16 protein-coding genes and 1 tRNA gene are annotated in these 15,441 nt (G+C 62.2%); 9 read left to right on the top strand and 8 right to left on the bottom strand.

Going from position 1 to position 15,441, the window contains the following annotated elements:
* Positions 1–84 precede the first annotated feature (84 nt).
* The 4 genes from R4P65_RS11935 to R4P65_RS11920 all read right to left on the bottom strand — a co-directional run bounded on the left by R4P65_RS11935 (position 85) and on the right by R4P65_RS11920 (position 3,300).
* Positions 85–981, bottom strand: coding sequence for a glycosyltransferase family 2 protein (locus tag R4P65_RS11935; RefSeq protein WP_317826633.1), 897 nt, complete (start codon positions 979–981; stop codon positions 85–87).
* Complete coding sequence (locus R4P65_RS11930) at positions 978–1,784, bottom strand: ABC transporter ATP-binding protein (protein ID WP_007731776.1); 807 nt, start codon at positions 1,782–1,784, stop codon at positions 978–980. The genes R4P65_RS11935 and R4P65_RS11930 overlap by 4 nt, the downstream gene beginning before the upstream one ends.
* A 9-nt stretch (positions 1,785–1,793) precedes the next feature.
* Complete coding sequence (locus R4P65_RS11925) at positions 1,794–2,666, bottom strand: ABC transporter permease (protein ID WP_020968137.1); 873 nt, start codon at positions 2,664–2,666, stop codon at positions 1,794–1,796.
* Between the two features lie 64 nt (positions 2,667–2,730).
* Positions 2,731–3,300 (bottom strand): bacterial proteasome activator family protein, encoded by a 570-nt coding sequence (locus tag R4P65_RS11920; protein WP_317826632.1) that lies wholly within the window; start codon positions 3,298–3,300, stop codon positions 2,731–2,733.
* Positions 3,301–3,432: 132 nt separating this feature from the next.
* On the opposite strand from R4P65_RS11920, the gene R4P65_RS11915 reads away from it, so the two are divergent.
* A complete protein-coding gene (locus tag R4P65_RS11915) occupies positions 3,433–4,635 on the top strand; it encodes a cysteine desulfurase-like protein (RefSeq protein ID WP_230817593.1) in 1,203 nt (400 codons plus the stop codon).
* Positions 4,636–4,650: 15 nt separating this feature from the next.
* Here R4P65_RS11915 and R4P65_RS11910 read toward each other — a convergent pair whose 3' ends face one another.
* A complete protein-coding gene (locus R4P65_RS11910; protein WP_317826631.1) occupies positions 4,651–5,640 on the bottom strand; it encodes an NAD(P)H-quinone oxidoreductase in 990 nt (329 codons plus the stop codon).
* Here R4P65_RS11910 and R4P65_RS11905 point away from each other — a divergent pair.
* The 3 genes from R4P65_RS11905 to R4P65_RS11895 all read left to right on the top strand — a co-directional run bounded on the left by R4P65_RS11905 (position 5,639) and on the right by R4P65_RS11895 (position 7,568).
* Entirely contained in the window at positions 5,639–6,877 is a 1,239-nt protein-coding gene (locus R4P65_RS11905) for a lactate 2-monooxygenase (RefSeq protein WP_044480920.1), read from the top strand. The two genes, R4P65_RS11910 and R4P65_RS11905, sit on opposite strands and share 2 nt — an antisense overlap.
* Before the next feature lie 128 nt (positions 6,878–7,005).
* Entirely contained in the window at positions 7,006–7,431 is a 426-nt protein-coding gene (locus R4P65_RS11900) for a MarR family winged helix-turn-helix transcriptional regulator (RefSeq protein WP_317826810.1), read from the top strand.
* A gap of 50 nt (positions 7,432–7,481) precedes the next feature.
* A tRNA-Ser gene (locus R4P65_RS11895) sits at positions 7,482–7,568 on the top strand.
* A gap of 259 nt (positions 7,569–7,827) precedes the next feature.
* Here the strand turns inward: R4P65_RS11895 and R4P65_RS11890 are convergent.
* The 3 genes from R4P65_RS11890 to R4P65_RS11880 all read right to left on the bottom strand — a co-directional run bounded on the left by R4P65_RS11890 (position 7,828) and on the right by R4P65_RS11880 (position 10,121).
* Positions 7,828–8,631, bottom strand: coding sequence for a neutral zinc metallopeptidase (locus tag R4P65_RS11890; RefSeq protein WP_317826630.1), 804 nt, complete (start codon positions 8,629–8,631; stop codon positions 7,828–7,830).
* Positions 8,632–8,842: 211 nt separating this feature from the next.
* Positions 8,843–9,223, bottom strand: coding sequence for a hypothetical protein (locus tag R4P65_RS11885; RefSeq protein ID WP_317826629.1), 381 nt, complete (start codon positions 9,221–9,223; stop codon positions 8,843–8,845).
* A 403-nt stretch (positions 9,224–9,626) separates the two neighbouring features.
* Positions 9,627–10,121 (bottom strand): YfbM family protein, encoded by a 495-nt coding sequence (locus tag R4P65_RS11880; RefSeq protein ID WP_317826628.1) that lies wholly within the window; start codon positions 10,119–10,121, stop codon positions 9,627–9,629.
* A 251-nt stretch (positions 10,122–10,372) separates the two neighbouring features.
* Here R4P65_RS11880 and R4P65_RS11875 point away from each other — a divergent pair, with 251 nt between their 5' ends.
* The 5 genes from R4P65_RS11875 (at position 10,373) to R4P65_RS11855 (ending at position 15,422) form a co-directional block, all read left to right on the top strand.
* A complete protein-coding gene (locus R4P65_RS11875) occupies positions 10,373–11,224 on the top strand; it encodes a glycoside hydrolase family 43 protein (RefSeq protein WP_223257880.1) in 852 nt (283 codons plus the stop codon).
* 590 nt (positions 11,225–11,814) lie between these two features.
* The gene (locus R4P65_RS11870; protein ID WP_317826627.1) at positions 11,815–12,498 is read left to right on the top strand and encodes an MspA family porin; all 684 of its coding nucleotides are present in this window, start codon (positions 11,815–11,817) and stop codon (positions 12,496–12,498) included.
* 91 nt (positions 12,499–12,589) lie between these two features.
* Entirely contained in the window at positions 12,590–12,988 is a 399-nt protein-coding gene (locus R4P65_RS11865) for a hypothetical protein (protein WP_317826626.1), read from the top strand.
* A 62-nt stretch (positions 12,989–13,050) separates the two neighbouring features.
* Positions 13,051–13,389: a hypothetical protein gene (locus tag R4P65_RS11860; protein ID WP_317826625.1), complete on the top strand. Its 339-nt coding sequence runs from the start codon at positions 13,051–13,053 to the stop codon at positions 13,387–13,389.
* Positions 13,386–15,422 carry a hypothetical protein gene (locus R4P65_RS11855; RefSeq protein WP_317826623.1) on the top strand — a complete coding sequence of 679 codons (2,037 nt, stop codon included), beginning with the start codon at positions 13,386–13,388 and terminating at the stop codon, positions 15,420–15,422. Before R4P65_RS11860 ends, R4P65_RS11855 begins: the two co-directional genes overlap by 4 nt.
* The last annotated feature ends 19 nt before the right edge of the window (positions 15,423–15,441 follow it).

Genomic DNA, 15,441 nt, shown 5'->3' with positions numbered 1-15,441 from the left:
CAATACTCACTCCTCGAAAATCTCAGGACGCACCATGCGTCGGATCAGAATCGTCTCAGCCGCAGACGTGACTGTGCAACTGATTTAACTCGGGCGTTCGAACTTCTCTTCCCGGCCGAGTTTGCGTAGTCGCATCCACTCGCGCAGTCCTGCCGGATCGCGGCGCGTGATCAGGAAGTACCAGCCGAACCGAACCCATTCCTGCGGAAGCAGTTTCCGCATTCCCGGTTGGGCGAGGATGTATCCACGGTTGCGGTACGTGAAGTAGCGCTTCGTGTCGTTGTCGGGGTACTGCGTGTGCATGCGTCCGCCGAGGATCGGCTTGAACTCATCCGCGCCGTTGGGGTGGACGTAAGCAGTTTGCAGGCAGGTACCGAACTTCAGGCCGGAGCGCACGAGGCGACGGTGTACCTCGACCTCGTCGCCGCGGACGAAGAGGCGTAGATCCGGAACTCCGACGGCATCGATCGCGTCGGCGGTGAACAGTGCGCCGTTGAAGAGAGACGCGATGCCGGGCAGGAGATCCTCGTCGCCGAGCTCGGAACGCAACCGGCGCCACGATGTGCCTCGGCGCAGTGGGAAAGCAAGGCGGTCGGGGTTGTCGATGTCGCAGACAACGGGAGAGACCTCGGCCAGCTCGTTCCGAATTGCACAGTCGAGCAGTGTTTCCAGGACCTCGGGGCCCTCCGGGCGGCCGTCGTCGTCGGCGAGCCAGACGCGGTCGGCGCCGAGCGAAAGTGCGTAGAGAATGCCCAGGGCAAATCCTCCGGCACCGCCGAGGTTGTGCTGAGAACCGATGTAACTGGTCGGCAGTGGAGCGTTTTCGACGAGCTCTTTCACATCGGATTCGTCGGCATTGTCGACGATGACAAGATGATCGAGCGGCCGCGACTGAGTGCTGAGGACCTTCAAGGATTCGGCCAGCAGTTCACGACGCTTGTGCGTGACGACAACCCCGATAATTTTCTCGGGTGCGCTCACGGGGTGTTCTCCCGTTCCATCTCCTTGATGACGTGGCGCACGTGTTCGGCGGCGTCGTCGCCTTCGTAGGCGCGCACGACGTCTTCGATGTCGCCTTGCATGCGGATCTGTCCGTGGTCGATCCACATGGCGCTGTTGCAGAGCTGGGCGAGGAATTCGTTGGAGTGGCTGGCGAACACCAGGATGCCGGAGCGTTCCACCAGCTTCTGCAGCCGGATGCGAGCCTTCTTCATGAATTCCGCGTCTACGGCACCGATGCCCTCGTCGAGAAGCAGGATCTCGGGATCGATGCTGGTGACGACGCCCATGGCAACACGCACGCGCATGCCGGTGGAGTAGGTGCGCAACGGCATCGAGAGGTATTCACCGAGCTCGGTGAATTCGGCGATCTCATCCATCTTCGCGAGCATCTGCTTGCGGGTCTGACCAAGGAACAGGCCGCGGATGATGATGTTCTCGTACCCGGAGATTTCCGGGTCCATGCCGACGCCGAGATCGAAGACTGGTGCGACGCGCCCGCGAATGCTGGCGGACCCCCGGGTGGGTTCGTAGATTCCTGAGAGCAGGCGCAGCAGGGTGGATTTGCCGGCGCCGTTGTGGCCGACGAGCCCGATGCGGTCGCCTTCCTTGAGCGTCATCGTGATGTCGCGGAGCGCTTCGACGACGACGACATCGGAGTCGTTGCGGCCGATGGACCCTCCTGCTTTGCCGAGGAAGGCCTTCTTGAGCGAGCGGGATTTCGCGTCGAAGATCGGGAAGTCGACGCACGCGTTCTGCGTGTGGATGCTGACTGGCTGACTCATGTGTTTCCTCTAGACCCAGTAGGGCACGCGTGCCCGGTACTTGCGGAGTGCCAGAATCGCGACGGCCCAGCCGACGACGGTGAAGGCGATGACGATGTACCAGTGGTATGCCTGCTGGTCGGCCCCGATGAGTGGTGCTCGGATGATCTCGAGGTAGTGGTACAGCGGGTTGAGCTCGGCGAGTCGCACGCGCCCTGCGGCTTCTGGACTTTGATCCTTGAGAGCCTGCGTCGTCCACATGATCGGCGTCAGCACGAACAGCAGCAGGGTGAGGCTGCCCAGGATGGGGGCGATGTCGCGGTACCGGGTGGAGAAGATACCGAAGACGATCGAGACCCACAGCGTGTTCGCGACGATCAGCACGAATGCCGGTATTGCCGCGAGCGCCGTCCAGCTCATGTTCTGCCAGATACTGAACGCGAACAGAAGAACTATGTAGATCGCGAAGTTGTGCGCGAAGAACAGCACCTGTCGCCAGACCAGGCGATACACATGCACACTCAACGCCGACGGCAACTGCTTGATCAGGCCCTCGTTGGCGATGAAGACCTCGGAACCTTCGAGGATGCTTGCACTGATCAGGTTCCACACGATCAGCCCGACCGTGACGTACGGCAGGAACTCCTTGAGCGGAATGTTCAGCAACGCGGAGTACAGAAGACCCATCGCGGCGGCCTGGACGCCGGTGGCGATCGTGATCCAGAACGGACCGATCACCGACCGGCGGTAGCGCTGTTTGATGTCCTGCCAGCCGAGGCTGAGCCACAACTCACGCTGATTCAGACCGTCGCGAAGGTCTTTGAACGCACGACGGAACGTCTGGGAGTCGGACACGGGCGCAGGTGCGCCCGGCGTCTCGGATTCGATTGCGGATGCTGACACGGAGGTCGAGCCTACCGGCCTGGCGTCGGCGCCGGATTTCCCGCGGACTTCGTGGTGGTCCGGGTTACAGATACTGGCCGGTTCCTGGGCTCTGTTGGTCCGGATGTGCAGGTGAATGCGGAGCCCCGATGCTCATGCCGGGAGGCAGTGCGCCCTGCCGCATTTGTTCGAGCTGAGCGCGCGCTGCCATCTGCTGGGCGAACAGTGCGGTCTGAATTCCGTGGAACAGTCCTTCGAGCCAGCCGACGAGTTGCGCCTGTGCGATGCGCAGTTCGGCGTCCGAGGGAATGGAGTCGTCGGTGAACGGGAGGCTCAGTCGCTCGAGTTCCTCACGGAGTTCGGGTGCCAGACCCTGTTCCAGTTCTCGGATGGACGACGTGTGGATGTCCTTGAGGCGCTTACGGCTGGCGTCGTCGAGCGGCGCGGCGCGCACTTCCTCCAAGAGTTGTTTGATCATCGTGCCGATTCGCATGACCTTGGCCGGCTGCTCGACCATCTCGGCGACGGACTCGGCTTCTGTTTCCGCGCCTTCGGCCGCGCCGGAGGCGGCGGCCTCTGCCTCGGCCGCCGGCATCGCGACGGGTCGACCGTCGGGTCCGATAACGAGTACCTGCTCTTTGTCGGGGTTCGTCATGCTTCCATCTTGTCGTGTGTGGGCGACAAACGCCGCTTAACCCCCAAAAAGTTAGCTATCGAATAACTGTACCGGCGGGTAATTGGGTGACTGCCTTCGACTAAGCGGGCGTCTGCACCTAGAGTGTCGAGCATGGCTTACGACGTTGCCCGCGTACGGGGGTTGATTCCCTCACTCGGTGACGGCTGGATCCACCTCGATCCGCAGGCCGGAATGCAGATCCCGGACGCCGTTTCGCGGACGGTCTCCACCGCGTTCCGTGCCTCTGCGTCTTCTTCCTCCGGTCGCCACGTCTCGAACCGTCGTAGTGCTGCCATCCTCGAGAGTGCGCGCACCGCGGTCGCCGATCTGGTCGGCGGAGATCCTGCGGGAGTCGTTCTCGGAGCCGACCGAGCGGTGTTGTTGGCTTGGCTCGCCGAGTCGCTCAGTTCGCGGCTCGGCCTCGGAACTGGTCTCGTACTCTCGCGCCTCGACGAAGAGGCGAACGTCGCGCCCTGGCTCCGCGTGGCCAGTCGCTACGGCGCTCAGGTGCGATGGGCAGAGGTCGAAATCGAAACGTGTGAGCTCCCGAGTTGGCAGTTCAACGATCTCATCACCTCGACCACACGGTTGGTGGCCTTGACGGCCGCGTCGCCGATCGTCGGTTCGGCTCCGAATGTCCGTGCCGCAGCTGATCGTCTGCACGAATTCGGTGGACTGATGGTGGTCGACGCCGTCGGCGCAGCGCCATATGCGCATGTGAACATGGCTGATCTCGGAGCGGACATCGTCGCCGTCAGTGCACCGTCGTGGGGCGGTCCACAGGTCGGTGCGCTCGTCTTCCGAGATCCCGGATTGCTCGACCGAATTCCTGCCGTGTCTCTCAATCCGTATGCCCGTGGCGCCGAGCGTCTCGAGGTGGGCGGTCACCAGTTCGCGCTGCTGTCCGGTCTCACGTCGTCGATCGATTTCCTGGCGGGCTTGGACGAATCGGCAACGGGAACCAGGCGTGAGCGCCTCGAAACCTCGATCAGCTCGCTGCAGGACTATCAGGACGGTCTGTTCGATCACCTCATGCGTTCTCTCGCAGCCCTGCCCAACGTGATGGTGATCGGCGGCGCACCCACGCGGGTGCCGACGCTCAGCTTCACACTCGAGGGGATGGCGGCAGACAAGGTCGCCGCGCACCTGGCCGACAAGCGCATCGCAACGGTCAGCGGTACGCATGGTGGTTCCAGGCTGCTCGACGCCCTCGGTGTCAACGACGAAGGCGGCGCGGTCACCGTCGGCCTTGCGCCGTACACGACGCGGTACGAGATCAATCAGCTGGTCGCCGAACTCGGCGCCCTGGGCTGATCGATCCCGCTCGGCTCACTTCACGGTGAGGATGACCTTGCCTACGGTTTCCGGCGAATCCAGCAACTGATGGGCTAATGGCGCCTCGGTGATCGGAAGTTCGGTCGACACGATCGGTTGAACCGATCCATCGGCGATCAACGGCCACAACTTCGCACGGACGTCGGCGACGATGTCCGCTTTACCGCCTGGGCCGGTGAGCGGACGCCCGCGCAGGCCCGTCGACGTGATGTTTCCGCGCTTTCCCATCAGCTTGGCGATGTCGACCTCGCCCTTGCGACCACCCTGCATTCCGATGATCACGACGTGGCCGTCCATGGCGAGTGCGTCGACGTTGCGCCCGAGGTACGACGCTCCCATGTTGTCCAGAACCACGTCGGCGCCGTGGTTGTCGGTGGCTTCGCCGAGTGATGCTACGAAGTCGCTGTCGCGATAGTTGATGAGAATATCCGCGCCCAATTCGCGGCAGCGGTTCAATTTGTCCTCCGAACCCGCGGTAACTGCGACGCGGGCACCGAGGGCTTTGCCGACCTGAATGGCGTGGGTGCCGATTCCGCCGCCACCGCCATGGACGAGGAGGACCTGTCCGCGTCGTAAGCCGCCGCGCATCACGACGTTGGACCACACCGTGCACGCAACTTCCGGCAGAGACGCTGCAACACGGAGATCGACGCCAGCGGGAACCGGGAGAAGTTGTGTTGCCGGGACCGCAACCTTCTCGGCATAGCCACCGCCGGCCAGCAATGCGCAGACTTCGTCGCCGACGGACCAACCGGTGACGTCTTCGCCGAGTTCGGTGATCACACCCGAGCATTCGAGGCCGAGAATGTCACTCGCGCCTGGCGGCGGCGGGTAGAAGCCTTGACGTTGGAGCAGGTCGGCGCGGTTGACGGCGGTCGCGGCGACCTCGACGAGTACGTGCCCGCGAGGTAGTTCAGGATCGGGCTGCTGCGCCCATTTCATGACCTCGGGACCGCCGGGCTGATCGATCGTTATGGCGTACATGGATACGACGCTAGCGAATCTCCCCGCTGACGGGTGTTTTGCCGCTACCGTCGCGGACGTGACTTACTTCGGGAACATGCAGAACGAGATCTATCTGACGGGACTGAGCGGCGCGAAGCCGGCTTTGCCGATGACTGCGGCGGGCTTGGAAGATGCCGCGCGCGAGCAACTCTCACCGGAGGCTTTCGGGTACATCGCCGGTAGCGCGTCGACCGAACGGACCGCGGTGTCGAATCTGCGTGCGTTCGACAAGCATGCGATCGTGCCGCGGATGTTGCGGGGGACTGCGGCGCCCGACGCACGCGACCTGAGCGTCGAGGTGTTGGGGACGCGATTGGCCGCACCGATCCTGACGGCTCCGGTGGGCGTGCTCGGCTTGGTCCACGACGACGCCGAGGTTGCGGTGGGTTCGGTCACTGCCGAGTTGGGGATCGGATCGATTCTCTCGACGGCGGCATCCTCGACCATCGAAGACGTAGCGGCGGCCTCCGGCGAGAACTGGTGGTACCAGCTGTACTGGCCGGCCGACGACGAGCTTGCCGAGTCGTTTGTCCGCCGAGCGGAGACGGCGGGCGCGAAGGCTATCGTCCTGACTGCCGACACTCCCGGTATGGGTTGGCGTCCAAGGGATCTCGAACTCGGTCACCTTCCGTTCCTCCAGGCGAAGGGCATTGCCAACTACCTGTCGGATCCGGTGTTCCGCGCAAAACTGGCGACGCCTCCCGAGGAGAGCGCAGAAGCTCTGCAGATCGCGGTTTTGACGTGGGTGTCGTTGTTCGGCAATCACGCGGTGCGGATCGCGGATATCGCGAAACTTCGCCAGTGGACGACACTTCCGATCGCGGTGAAGGGAATTGTCCACCCCGACGACGCACGTGAGGCCGTCGCGGCCGGCGCCAACGGCATTGTGGTGAGCAACCATGGTGGGCGTCAGGTCGACGGGTCGATTTCGGCACTCGACGCTCTCGGTCCTGTCGCTGATGCGGTGGGGCATGAGGTGGACATCCTGATGGACTCCGGAATTCGTTGTGGCGCAGACGTAATCAAGGCTCTGGCCTTGGGCGCCGATGCAGTGCTGTACGGGCGGCCGTGGGTGTACGGGTTGGGATTGGCCGGAGCGGACGGAGTGCGTCATGCGCTCCGGAGTCTCCTGGCCGACCTGGATCTCACGATGGGGTTGGCGGGCCTGGCATCGGTCGCCGAAATCGATCGCTCGATCCTGATGTCCAATTCGTGACTTTAGGGTGAGTCTTACTGTGACGGGCGGACACAGGTCTAAACTTGGAACCTGTGACAGCTGAAGCGACAACCGAGGAGACATCGCAGGCGGCGCACGGTGAGACACCGTGGCTGACGCCGTGCGAGATGCGTGCATGGCGCGGCTACATGGACGGTAATCAGCGCCTCATGGAGGTTCTCAACCGCGAACTGCAGGATTCACACGACCTGTCGTTGGCTGATTACCGCATTTTGGTCATGCTCTCGGAGTCAGCTGACGGGTCGTTGCGGATGAGTGACCTGGCAGATGGCGTGCTGTCTTCGCGGAGTCGCCTCACACACCAGATCAGGCGGATGGAATCCCAGGGCATAGTCGTGCGAGACACCTGCGTCGAAGATGGTCGTGGCGTGCTCGCTCGGATCACGGAAGAGGGTAGGCGTCGCCTCGCCGAGGCAGCGCCTACTCACGTGGCCGGCGTGCGGAACAATCTGGTCGATCTGCTGACTCCCCAGGAACTGGACGTGCTCGCAGACGTCTTCGAGAAGGTCGACAAAGCCATCGCCGAGCGCTGACTCTGGAGCCGTTTTCGCGGTACGCGGGATCACCCGATAGGATCGCCCACGGAAGCGTGGCAGAGCGGCCGAATGCACTCGCCTTGAAAGCGAGCGTGGCGTTAAACCCACCGGGGGTTCAAATCCCTCCGCTTCCGCAGATGCCCCTCACTTGTCCATACAGGTGAGGGGCCTTTTCGTGTCCGATCGTGCCAAGATCGTCGTCGACGAGGTCCGCGGCGGCGTCGAGCGACGTCGGTGCAGTTCCTTCGAGAGCTGGATCCAGTCTTTGACGGCGGCATTATCGTTCTTGTCGGGGACTTCCCGCCATCTCGCAACCACTCCACCGCCCCAGCTCCTTCCGAAATGAATGACTAGCCATGCCCCTCAAAAAGGGACTCAGGCGGCGTTACGCATTCACCGAATCTCTGATTGCGGTGCGCTCCACGTGTCGCAGGAGCTGAGTCCCTCCTGCATTCCTCGGTTGAACCACATTCTGTTGTTGGCCTGACTCGGGTGGGTGTCTTCGGGGTCTTCGCCAGGGATGTTGATGTCGTCTTCTTGTACGGACAGTTCGGCGAGGTAGGGCAGGATGTGGTTGGCGCTGACGCCGGACAGGCATTCAGCTTGAGCTTCCAGGCGTTTGGTCATCAACATCACCTCGCGGTGATCGTTTTCCCGCGCGGCCAATGACGACAGCTGCGATTCGATCCCCATCGCTTCCTGAAGGTGATGTCCGTATTCGTGGGTGGCGACTCTGACGAGGTCGAGTTCGTTGAAACTGTCGTACGTCCAGATGCGGATGGTCTGGTTTCGGGGGCAGTAGAAACTGATCCCGTACACGTCTGCGCCTTCTCCGCAGAGGAGGGGTGCATCGTCGCCTTCGAGGCGCATGTCGACGTGAGGTGTCACGAGGTTGCCGCCTCTGAGTTCTCCGTCGACAGCGGGGCTCCACATCTCGTCCAGGCAGGCCATCACCCCTTCCGCATACCTCTTCTGACGGGTGATGTCGCCGCGCCATTCGACTGGCGTGCAGTCGATCTCCGGGAACTGCATATCCGTGTCGGTCAATCGCTGGCTGGTTTCGGCGACCGCTTCATATGACGGCAGCACCCGTTTCACCACGGAGGCGGCGAGATTGACCCCGACCACCAGGACGACGACCAGCCCGACCGCGGTGGCGGTTACGATGATCGCTATCTCTTTTCGGGTCCAGCTCATTCGCTCGCCTCAGGGGTCGGTGGTGGATGCGTTATTACGCAGCGGCACAGGGAATTTCCCGCACGCATCGGTGCCCGTTTGCGGTCCTCGCAAAAGTCGTTCGGGATAACGTCGCCTGTTCAACACTCGGCGACGAACGTGGCCACGGGAAATGAAAAATGCTCCGCCCCGCCACAGGAAGAGCGAAGCATCAATTCGACGGCGGAGGGTATTACCAGTTCTGAATGAAGAAGAACTGCTGTGAACCCCTCGCCGGGTTGAGTACGCCGAGAGAAATTTCTCCACCACGGGAGGCTGCTTCGTTGGCGAACTGGTCGAGACGTCCCCAGACGAAGTTGGGGCCGCTCTCGAAGCGCGATCCTGGTGCGAGGCGCACGCCGATCTGGTTGGAGTTAGTGATGCTTTCGATCGCAGCGCCGGCATTGAGCTGGCCGAACAATGCCGTCTCACCCTGGTTCAGTTGCACGCCGATGCGCCCGTTGTCGGCGATCGGAGTAACAGCTGATGCTGCGCCCGCGCCGCTGAGTGCGATGGCAGCGATACCGGCAGGTATCAATGCGGCCGCGGTAATCATCTTGCGTAGGTGCGTCATTCGGCTTCTCCCTCGTCGGTGGCCCACTCGAGTTGGCGCCTCCACGGGCCACTTTGTCTGATCCTTCCGGTAACAGTCAACGACATGTCGCAAACAATGAGCAATCCATTGGGTTGGTTTGAGATGCAGCTCACTGCTGGAAATCCGTTGAAGAATAAACTGTTTCAGTGAAACTGCTGGTCAAGATCGTGAATGCCGGAGAAGCGCGCGGGCTGTCGTTACGGTTCCGTTACTGCTCAGTCTGGCTGCGAGAAGGGCACGCGCTCGGTCACCCAGAAACGCTGCGGCACAGGAATTGTCAGAGCAAGAACCCGCGCAGAGGGTCCTCCGCAGTTAAGCACCACTGTCAAAGCGGTCTTTCATTCTTCGAGAGCGCGCTGCTTCGGCAGTGGGCTCTCGACTGTCAGAACCGCACGGTGAACACCACGTGGTGACGCTCTCGGGCCGCGCGCTGGAAAAAGTTCGCCACTTCCTGCAACCAACCCCAGGCGTACCGGCGCTCGTCGGAGCCGTACTCCGGGTTGCGGTCGTCGAGCGGCATCGCGTCGTAGCGCACGCCGAACTCGGATTCGGTGATTTCCGCCAGGTACGAGGAGACTTCGGCGACCCGATCGGGTGCCAGATAGGTGACGAGTTGGTCGTCAGTGTCGGTGTTGAGGTCTTCGTCCCCCAAGATCACGCCGTAGGCCGGCCAGTTCTCGGACACGCGCTCGTACCCCGTGCTGGAGAGGGCGCACAGAATCGGATCCCACGCCTTGTCCGTGTCGCACGAGAACTCGGATCGGCCCGTCTCCTCGATGTCCTCGACCACAGCGCCGAGTTTGTCGTCGTCGCCGCGCGCGTCCAGAAGTTCCGCTGCCAAGCTGTCTGACAGCGCGAAATGCACCCCAAGTTCCATGGCGTGATGCTAACGGCCGACCTTGCCGGCGTCCCGCCGTCACTACGGGACGAATCGCCTCAGGTAACGATCCTGCTCTAACTCCGACCGAAGTTACCCATGGTGGGCCGGCTGTCGTACATACTTCATCGGTGATTCCGACAAAACGGACCGGCCTTTCTGTTGTATCGCTGGTGATCCTCGTCGTCGCGGGGTTGCTGGTCGCAGCCCCTGCCAGCAGCGCCGCGCCGCCGCCTGACTGGAAATACACAATGGTGGCGTTCAGCAATGCCAGCGACCGTGACATGGATGTCTACGAGTCGGCTGACGGCACCGGCTTTCAACTCGTCCAGCAGTCGGCGTACAGGCCGCCGTCTGGGCTCGTGCGTGATCCGAGCATCTTCCGGAACACGGACGGGTTGTACTACCTCACCTACACGACGGGTGGTGGGGCGAACATCGGGTTCGCACGCAGCAGCGACCGCATCAACTGGACGCCGCTGGGGAACTATCCGGTTCCGTTTTGCTGCGCCTTGATGCCTGGAACGGGAGATGGCACCGGTTCTGCGAGCCCGCCGGGCTTCTCGGGTTCGGCCGGTTTCAGCGACGGACCGTCGCTGTCACCATTCGTCACCAAGGCCTGGGCGCCTGAATGGTTTGTGGACGGCGATCGTGTCAACGTCATCCTGTCGATGTCGACCGGTGGAGGTTTTGTGCCGTATCTGATGACGGCGTTGGAACCGTCGCTCCGGTTGTGGAGCCCGCCTGTTCCGCTCGCCGGGATCGGTGCGGACCACATCGACACCACCGTGGTCAAAGTCGGATCGACCTATCATGCGTTCACCAAGAACGAGACGAAGAAGGTCGTCGAGCATGCGGTCGCTCCTTCGGTGACCGGACCTTATTCGTTTGTCCCGCCCGGGAATTGGGGTTCGCTTGTCGAAGGTCCGGCCGTGGTTCAGTTGCCGAGCGGCGACTGGCGGATCTATCTCGACGCCTATACCGAAGGAAAGTATCTCTACTCCGACAGCACGGACGGGCTGAACACCTGGTCTCCTGTGCAAGAGGTTCCTGGGGTGTCCGGGACTGCACGGCATCTCGGCATCATGAGAGAGCCGGCATAATTTTCGACTCCGAGTTGGTAAGGCTCTGATCAAGGACTCCGGTCTTGGTCAGAGCCTTTTCTCGTACTGGCGTACTACTTGTGTGCGTCGTCTGTGCGTATCAGTGATTGACAAGCTAACGATGTGATGCCAGTGGGTCCGACCAGTTCGCGCCGACCATGAAGTGAGTACCTCCGCGTGAACTGTGCAGAGTTGCGCTCTTAGGCCTCGCTCGGGCGCTTCGATTTGCGATCGATTGCCAAGTAATGCCTGTTAGTTGCATATTCAAGTACGCGCACTGGCTTGATGCCTCTACTTTTGGCCTTCAACTGCTCTGAGGCTCGCGAAATGCGGGTTCAATTCGATTTGCCGCTCTGTTTCTGAGGGATCTTCTCGACCGTAAACGGTGACCTTGCTCATAGCGGGACCTAGGTCCTTTTTGCTGCTGATAAGCCTGTCGATATATATCTGTTACCGAAAGTTCACCCTAAATCCAAGATGAGGGAGTTGGTGCGCTGGCGGGCAAACAGGACGATTGGTACCGTCCGGTAACTAATTCAGTTAGTTGTCGGCTACCGCTCTGGTTGCTGTGTCACGTGGAGGAGCAGTTCATGTCGATCGAATCGCAAAACGGCGTATCCCATCGTCGATCGAGGGCCGCAGCGGGGCTTGCGGCGTGTGCGGTTGCCGCGCTGTCGTCTGGTGTGGTCTTCGCAGGGAGCGCATCGGCAACGCCGACGGCGTTGGCGGACAAGTTCGCGAGCACGGTCACCGATGACGGTTGGTCGTTGGATCTTGCCGCCACGAAACTATCGGCGAACCCGGTGCCGAATTTGGCGACGACGGCGTTCACCCGTGAGGGGTTCGTGTCGGCGAAGGTGACCGGCACGATCGGTGGTGCGGGCGATTCGGCGGTGAAGACCGGCTATGTCGAGCAGGGATTGCAGATCGGCTGCCAGATCGATGTCTCCTCCGGACTTGGATTGGGGCTTGGCTTTTCGCTCGGCCCGTCTGTCGGTGTGAGTATCTCCGGGGTTCCGTCGGCGAACGTGGGTGTGAATGCGTCGGTGAATCCGAGTATTCAGTCGACGATTGCGCCGGGAACCATCACGACGATTCCGTTGGGGAAGAAGGATCTCGAGTCGTCGAAGGCATCGATCACGGCAGAGAACGTGCACGTAAAGGTTGATGCGTGCATGGGGCCGGTGACGATCCGCTCCTACGCGCAACTCTCGGTGTCGACTGCAACGTCGGACAACACGTTGTTCGTGTACTCCGACCCCACCTGGCTCTGACCCACGCAGCCGTCGTCAGCGCTGCTGGCGAGTAATTCCTGATCCGTCCCATCCCGGGGTGGTTACTCATCATGCTCATAAAGGAGAAATCATGAAGATTCGTACCTTGGCCACTGCCGGAACCCTCACCGCAGGTATCGCCCTGATCGGTGTTCTCGGCGCCGGCGCGGCATCGGCCGCAACCCCCCTTGTCGAACCCGAGTTTGGCCGGATCGGATTGTCACTCTCGAACGCCGAAACGGCGGCGTTGGCGGCGAGCCCCATCCCCGACGCAATCTCCGACATCGTCCCCGGCTCGCAGCGATGGATTGATCTGGCACCAGGGTCGGCGCTCACCGTCGCCCCGGACGGCAAGCTCAGCGCCCCCGACCGGGTCGTGATCGGTGAAGCCGCCGCCCATCCAGGCGGCTACGTCGACGTTTACCTTGCTGACCCGAATCACCCAGTCAATGCCGGATTCATCGTCCAGACCTACCAGCACTGGAACTGATACCGCGCCCAGTACTGGCGGCCCGTTATCCCCGCTCTCCCTTCCTATTTGGAGTTCCAGCCATGACCGTCGACAACGCCGAACGTCGCAGTGTCCAGCCGGAACCCGCTGCCGTCGACAGCAAAGACGTTGCAGACGTCGATGACTGGGATCCGGACAGCGAACTCAGTCCACTCTCCAAAGCTGTGATTGCTACAGCAGTTGGACTGGGGTTGCTGATCGCGGCATTCGCGGTGATCGGGAAGCTCGCCGGCTGGGCGAACGACTACGGGACGATCCTGGTTTACCTGGCGTTCTTCTTGTGGATGTCGATCTCCGGACGGTTGTTCTGTTGGGGCGCAGACAAACTCGTCGCGCTACTCCGAACGAAGAAGAGTGACAATCGTGGTGCGCACCGGTGAAGTCCGGTAGACGACTTCGCCGGACTCTCGCGGGAGTGCTCGCCGCCGGGGCGCTGTTGACCGGAGCGGCCGGAGCGATCGGTACGGGAATCGCACTGTCCGCCGCTCCGGCGAACGCGACGCCGGAAGAAGACTGCGCGGCGGTGCGGGCACGTGATCATCAGATCTACCTGAATCTCATTGCGTCGCTGCCACCTGGTGCACCCATCCCGCCAGAGATCATCAACCCGTGCCTGAGTGCGCCGTCCACGACGGCGACAGCTGCGCCGACGACCACTGTCGGGCTCCCCGGTGCGCAGGCTCCAGGCGGTGGCCCAAATGTCGGGGCCAATGCTCCGACGAACTTTCCCACCTACAATGGCACCCCCATCGTCCCTGTGCCGACGATCGAGGTTCCGCCCATTACTTCCGAGTCCCCGGCCTCGGAAACTGGTGTCGGTGCATTCCCCAATGCATCGGCATCAGCGGTTCCCTCACCCACACCCACCCCGGGTGAGGGAACCACCACCGATCGTGGTCCCGGACCGATCCCCACGGATTCGGATTCGAATATCGCACCGGCCCAAACGGTTCCGGATCCGGCAGCAGATGTTTCCACAACCGGGGAGGACTCGGGCCGTGACAGGTATCTCGAACTGGTCCTCGTCGGGGCCGCGGCGTTCACCGCTGCGGGTATGGGAGTGAGGGGGCAGCCGGGACCGTTCAGTGCGCGTGTGAGCGCGCGTCCGTGGGAGTCGGTTCTCTCCCAGGTAGTCGGTACGGTCGCGAAACCGTTCATGCCGTATTTCGTCGGCGGTCAGGACGTCGTGGTCATCCCCGACCCGGGTGGTGGACAACGCACCATCTTCCTCATTCACGACGAAACCTCCTCGCATGAAGCTCAAATGGTGGTCGACGTACCACCCGGCGGACAAATGAGCATCAACGACGACGGGTCCGTCGGTGTCTACGACGCGAACGGAGACTTGCAGGGCACCGTTGCCGCGGCGTGGGCGTACGACGTCAACGGCGATCCGGTTCCCACCTACTACGAGATCCGTGACGGCAAGCTCTACCAAGTCGTTATCCCGACCCCGGGCGTCATCTACCCGGTCACCGCTGACGGCCCCTACGGCGGCAGCGACCCGGTCACCGGACGAGACATCACCGCTACACCCTTTCAAGGGGGCGGTGAGGCGGTCAACCAGTCCGGCGGACCGGTCATGGTCAACGTCCCGACAGACTCCCCCTACAACGACGTCGGCGGGATCGACCCACTGGGCAATCTCGACATGGATCCGCCGACGCAGCCGGCACCGACAACGCCTCTGCCGTTCGATATCGGATCGCCGACCGACTCGGGCACCGATACGAGCGAGCCTCCGTGGAACCCACTCGACAACCTCGACATGGAAACGCAGACGCAGCCAGATCCTCCAATGGAACTACCATTCGGGATCTTTGACTCTGATCCCAACAACGGTTTGATCAGCCCCGCGCAGAGGGCCGCGAACCAACGGGCGCTCGCCCATGGCGACGTACCTGCTGACTTCCCTGGCAACGTCCCTCTGACCGCACAGCAACAACTTGACGACCTGCAATGGCAGGTGGATCAGATGCGAGACCGCGGCTATACAGATTCCGAGATCGCGACTGTCTTGAGTAAAGGCAGCACCGCGCTCGGTGGCCCCGCCTCGGGCTTGCAATCTGCGGGCACCCTTGCGAACACTGGTGTGCATCATGCTGGTTCGCTTCCGAGCGCTGCGCAGGCCGGTCGGTCGGCGGCGGTGGGTACTGTTTTAAGCAGATTATCGGTGGCAGCTGAGGTTGCCTCGGGTGTCATCAAGTGGCGCGAAGGCGCGCCAAGTGGCGAAACTGTGGGAAATTCCGGTGGCGCAATCGCATTGGGATGGGCAGGCGGCAAAGGTGGCGCCGCACTCGGCGGGTTTCTCGGCGGCCCGATAGGTGCCGCAGTCGGGGGCGGAATCGGTGCAATCGGAGGATCGCTACTCGGGGCATACTTGGGTACCCGGGCAGGCCGATCATTTGATTGAAGCCTTAGACATTGATCGA

Origin of the sequence: Rhodococcus sp. IEGM 1318 (genome assembly GCF_033142465.1) — a bacterium.
GTDB classification, from domain to species: domain Bacteria; phylum Actinomycetota; class Actinomycetes; order Mycobacteriales; family Mycobacteriaceae; genus Rhodococcus_F; species Rhodococcus_F qingshengii_B.
This window is presented reverse-complemented; position numbering and strand designations above follow the sequence as displayed.

What these genes read in the sequence shown, in the direction of transcription:
- R4P65_RS11870 (WP_317826627.1), top strand. Translation starts at nt 11,815, where the DNA reads ATGTCGATCGAATCGCAAAACGGCGTATCCCATCGTCGATCGAGGGCC.
- R4P65_RS11865 (WP_317826626.1), top strand. Translation starts at nt 12,590, where the DNA reads ATGAAGATTCGTACCTTGGCCACTGCCGGAACCCTCACCGCAGGTATC.
- R4P65_RS11880 (WP_317826628.1), bottom strand. Translation starts at nt 10,121, where the DNA reads ATGGAACTTGGGGTGCATTTCGCGCTGTCAGACAGCTTGGCAGCGGAA.
- R4P65_RS11875 (WP_223257880.1), top strand. Translation starts at nt 10,373, where the DNA reads ATGGTGGCGTTCAGCAATGCCAGCGACCGTGACATGGATGTCTACGAG.
- R4P65_RS11905 (WP_044480920.1), top strand. Translation starts at nt 5,639, where the DNA reads ATGGATACGACGCTAGCGAATCTCCCCGCTGACGGGTGTTTTGCCGCT.
- R4P65_RS11885 (WP_317826629.1), bottom strand. Translation starts at nt 9,223, where the DNA reads ATGACGCACCTACGCAAGATGATTACCGCGGCCGCATTGATACCTGCC.
- R4P65_RS11930 (WP_007731776.1), bottom strand. Translation starts at nt 1,784, where the DNA reads ATGAGTCAGCCAGTCAGCATCCACACGCAGAACGCGTGCGTCGACTTC.
- R4P65_RS11915 (WP_230817593.1), top strand. Translation starts at nt 3,433, where the DNA reads ATGGCTTACGACGTTGCCCGCGTACGGGGGTTGATTCCCTCACTCGGT.
- R4P65_RS11900 (WP_317826810.1), top strand. Translation starts at nt 7,006, where the DNA reads ATGCGTGCATGGCGCGGCTACATGGACGGTAATCAGCGCCTCATGGAG.
- R4P65_RS11920 (WP_317826632.1), bottom strand. Translation starts at nt 3,300, where the DNA reads ATGACGAACCCCGACAAAGAGCAGGTACTCGTTATCGGACCCGACGGT.
- R4P65_RS11890 (WP_317826630.1), bottom strand. Translation starts at nt 8,631, where the DNA reads ATGAGCTGGACCCGAAAAGAGATAGCGATCATCGTAACCGCCACCGCG.
- R4P65_RS11910 (WP_317826631.1), bottom strand. Translation starts at nt 5,640, where the DNA reads ATGTACGCCATAACGATCGATCAGCCCGGCGGTCCCGAGGTCATGAAA.
- R4P65_RS11860 (WP_317826625.1), top strand. Translation starts at nt 13,051, where the DNA reads ATGACCGTCGACAACGCCGAACGTCGCAGTGTCCAGCCGGAACCCGCT.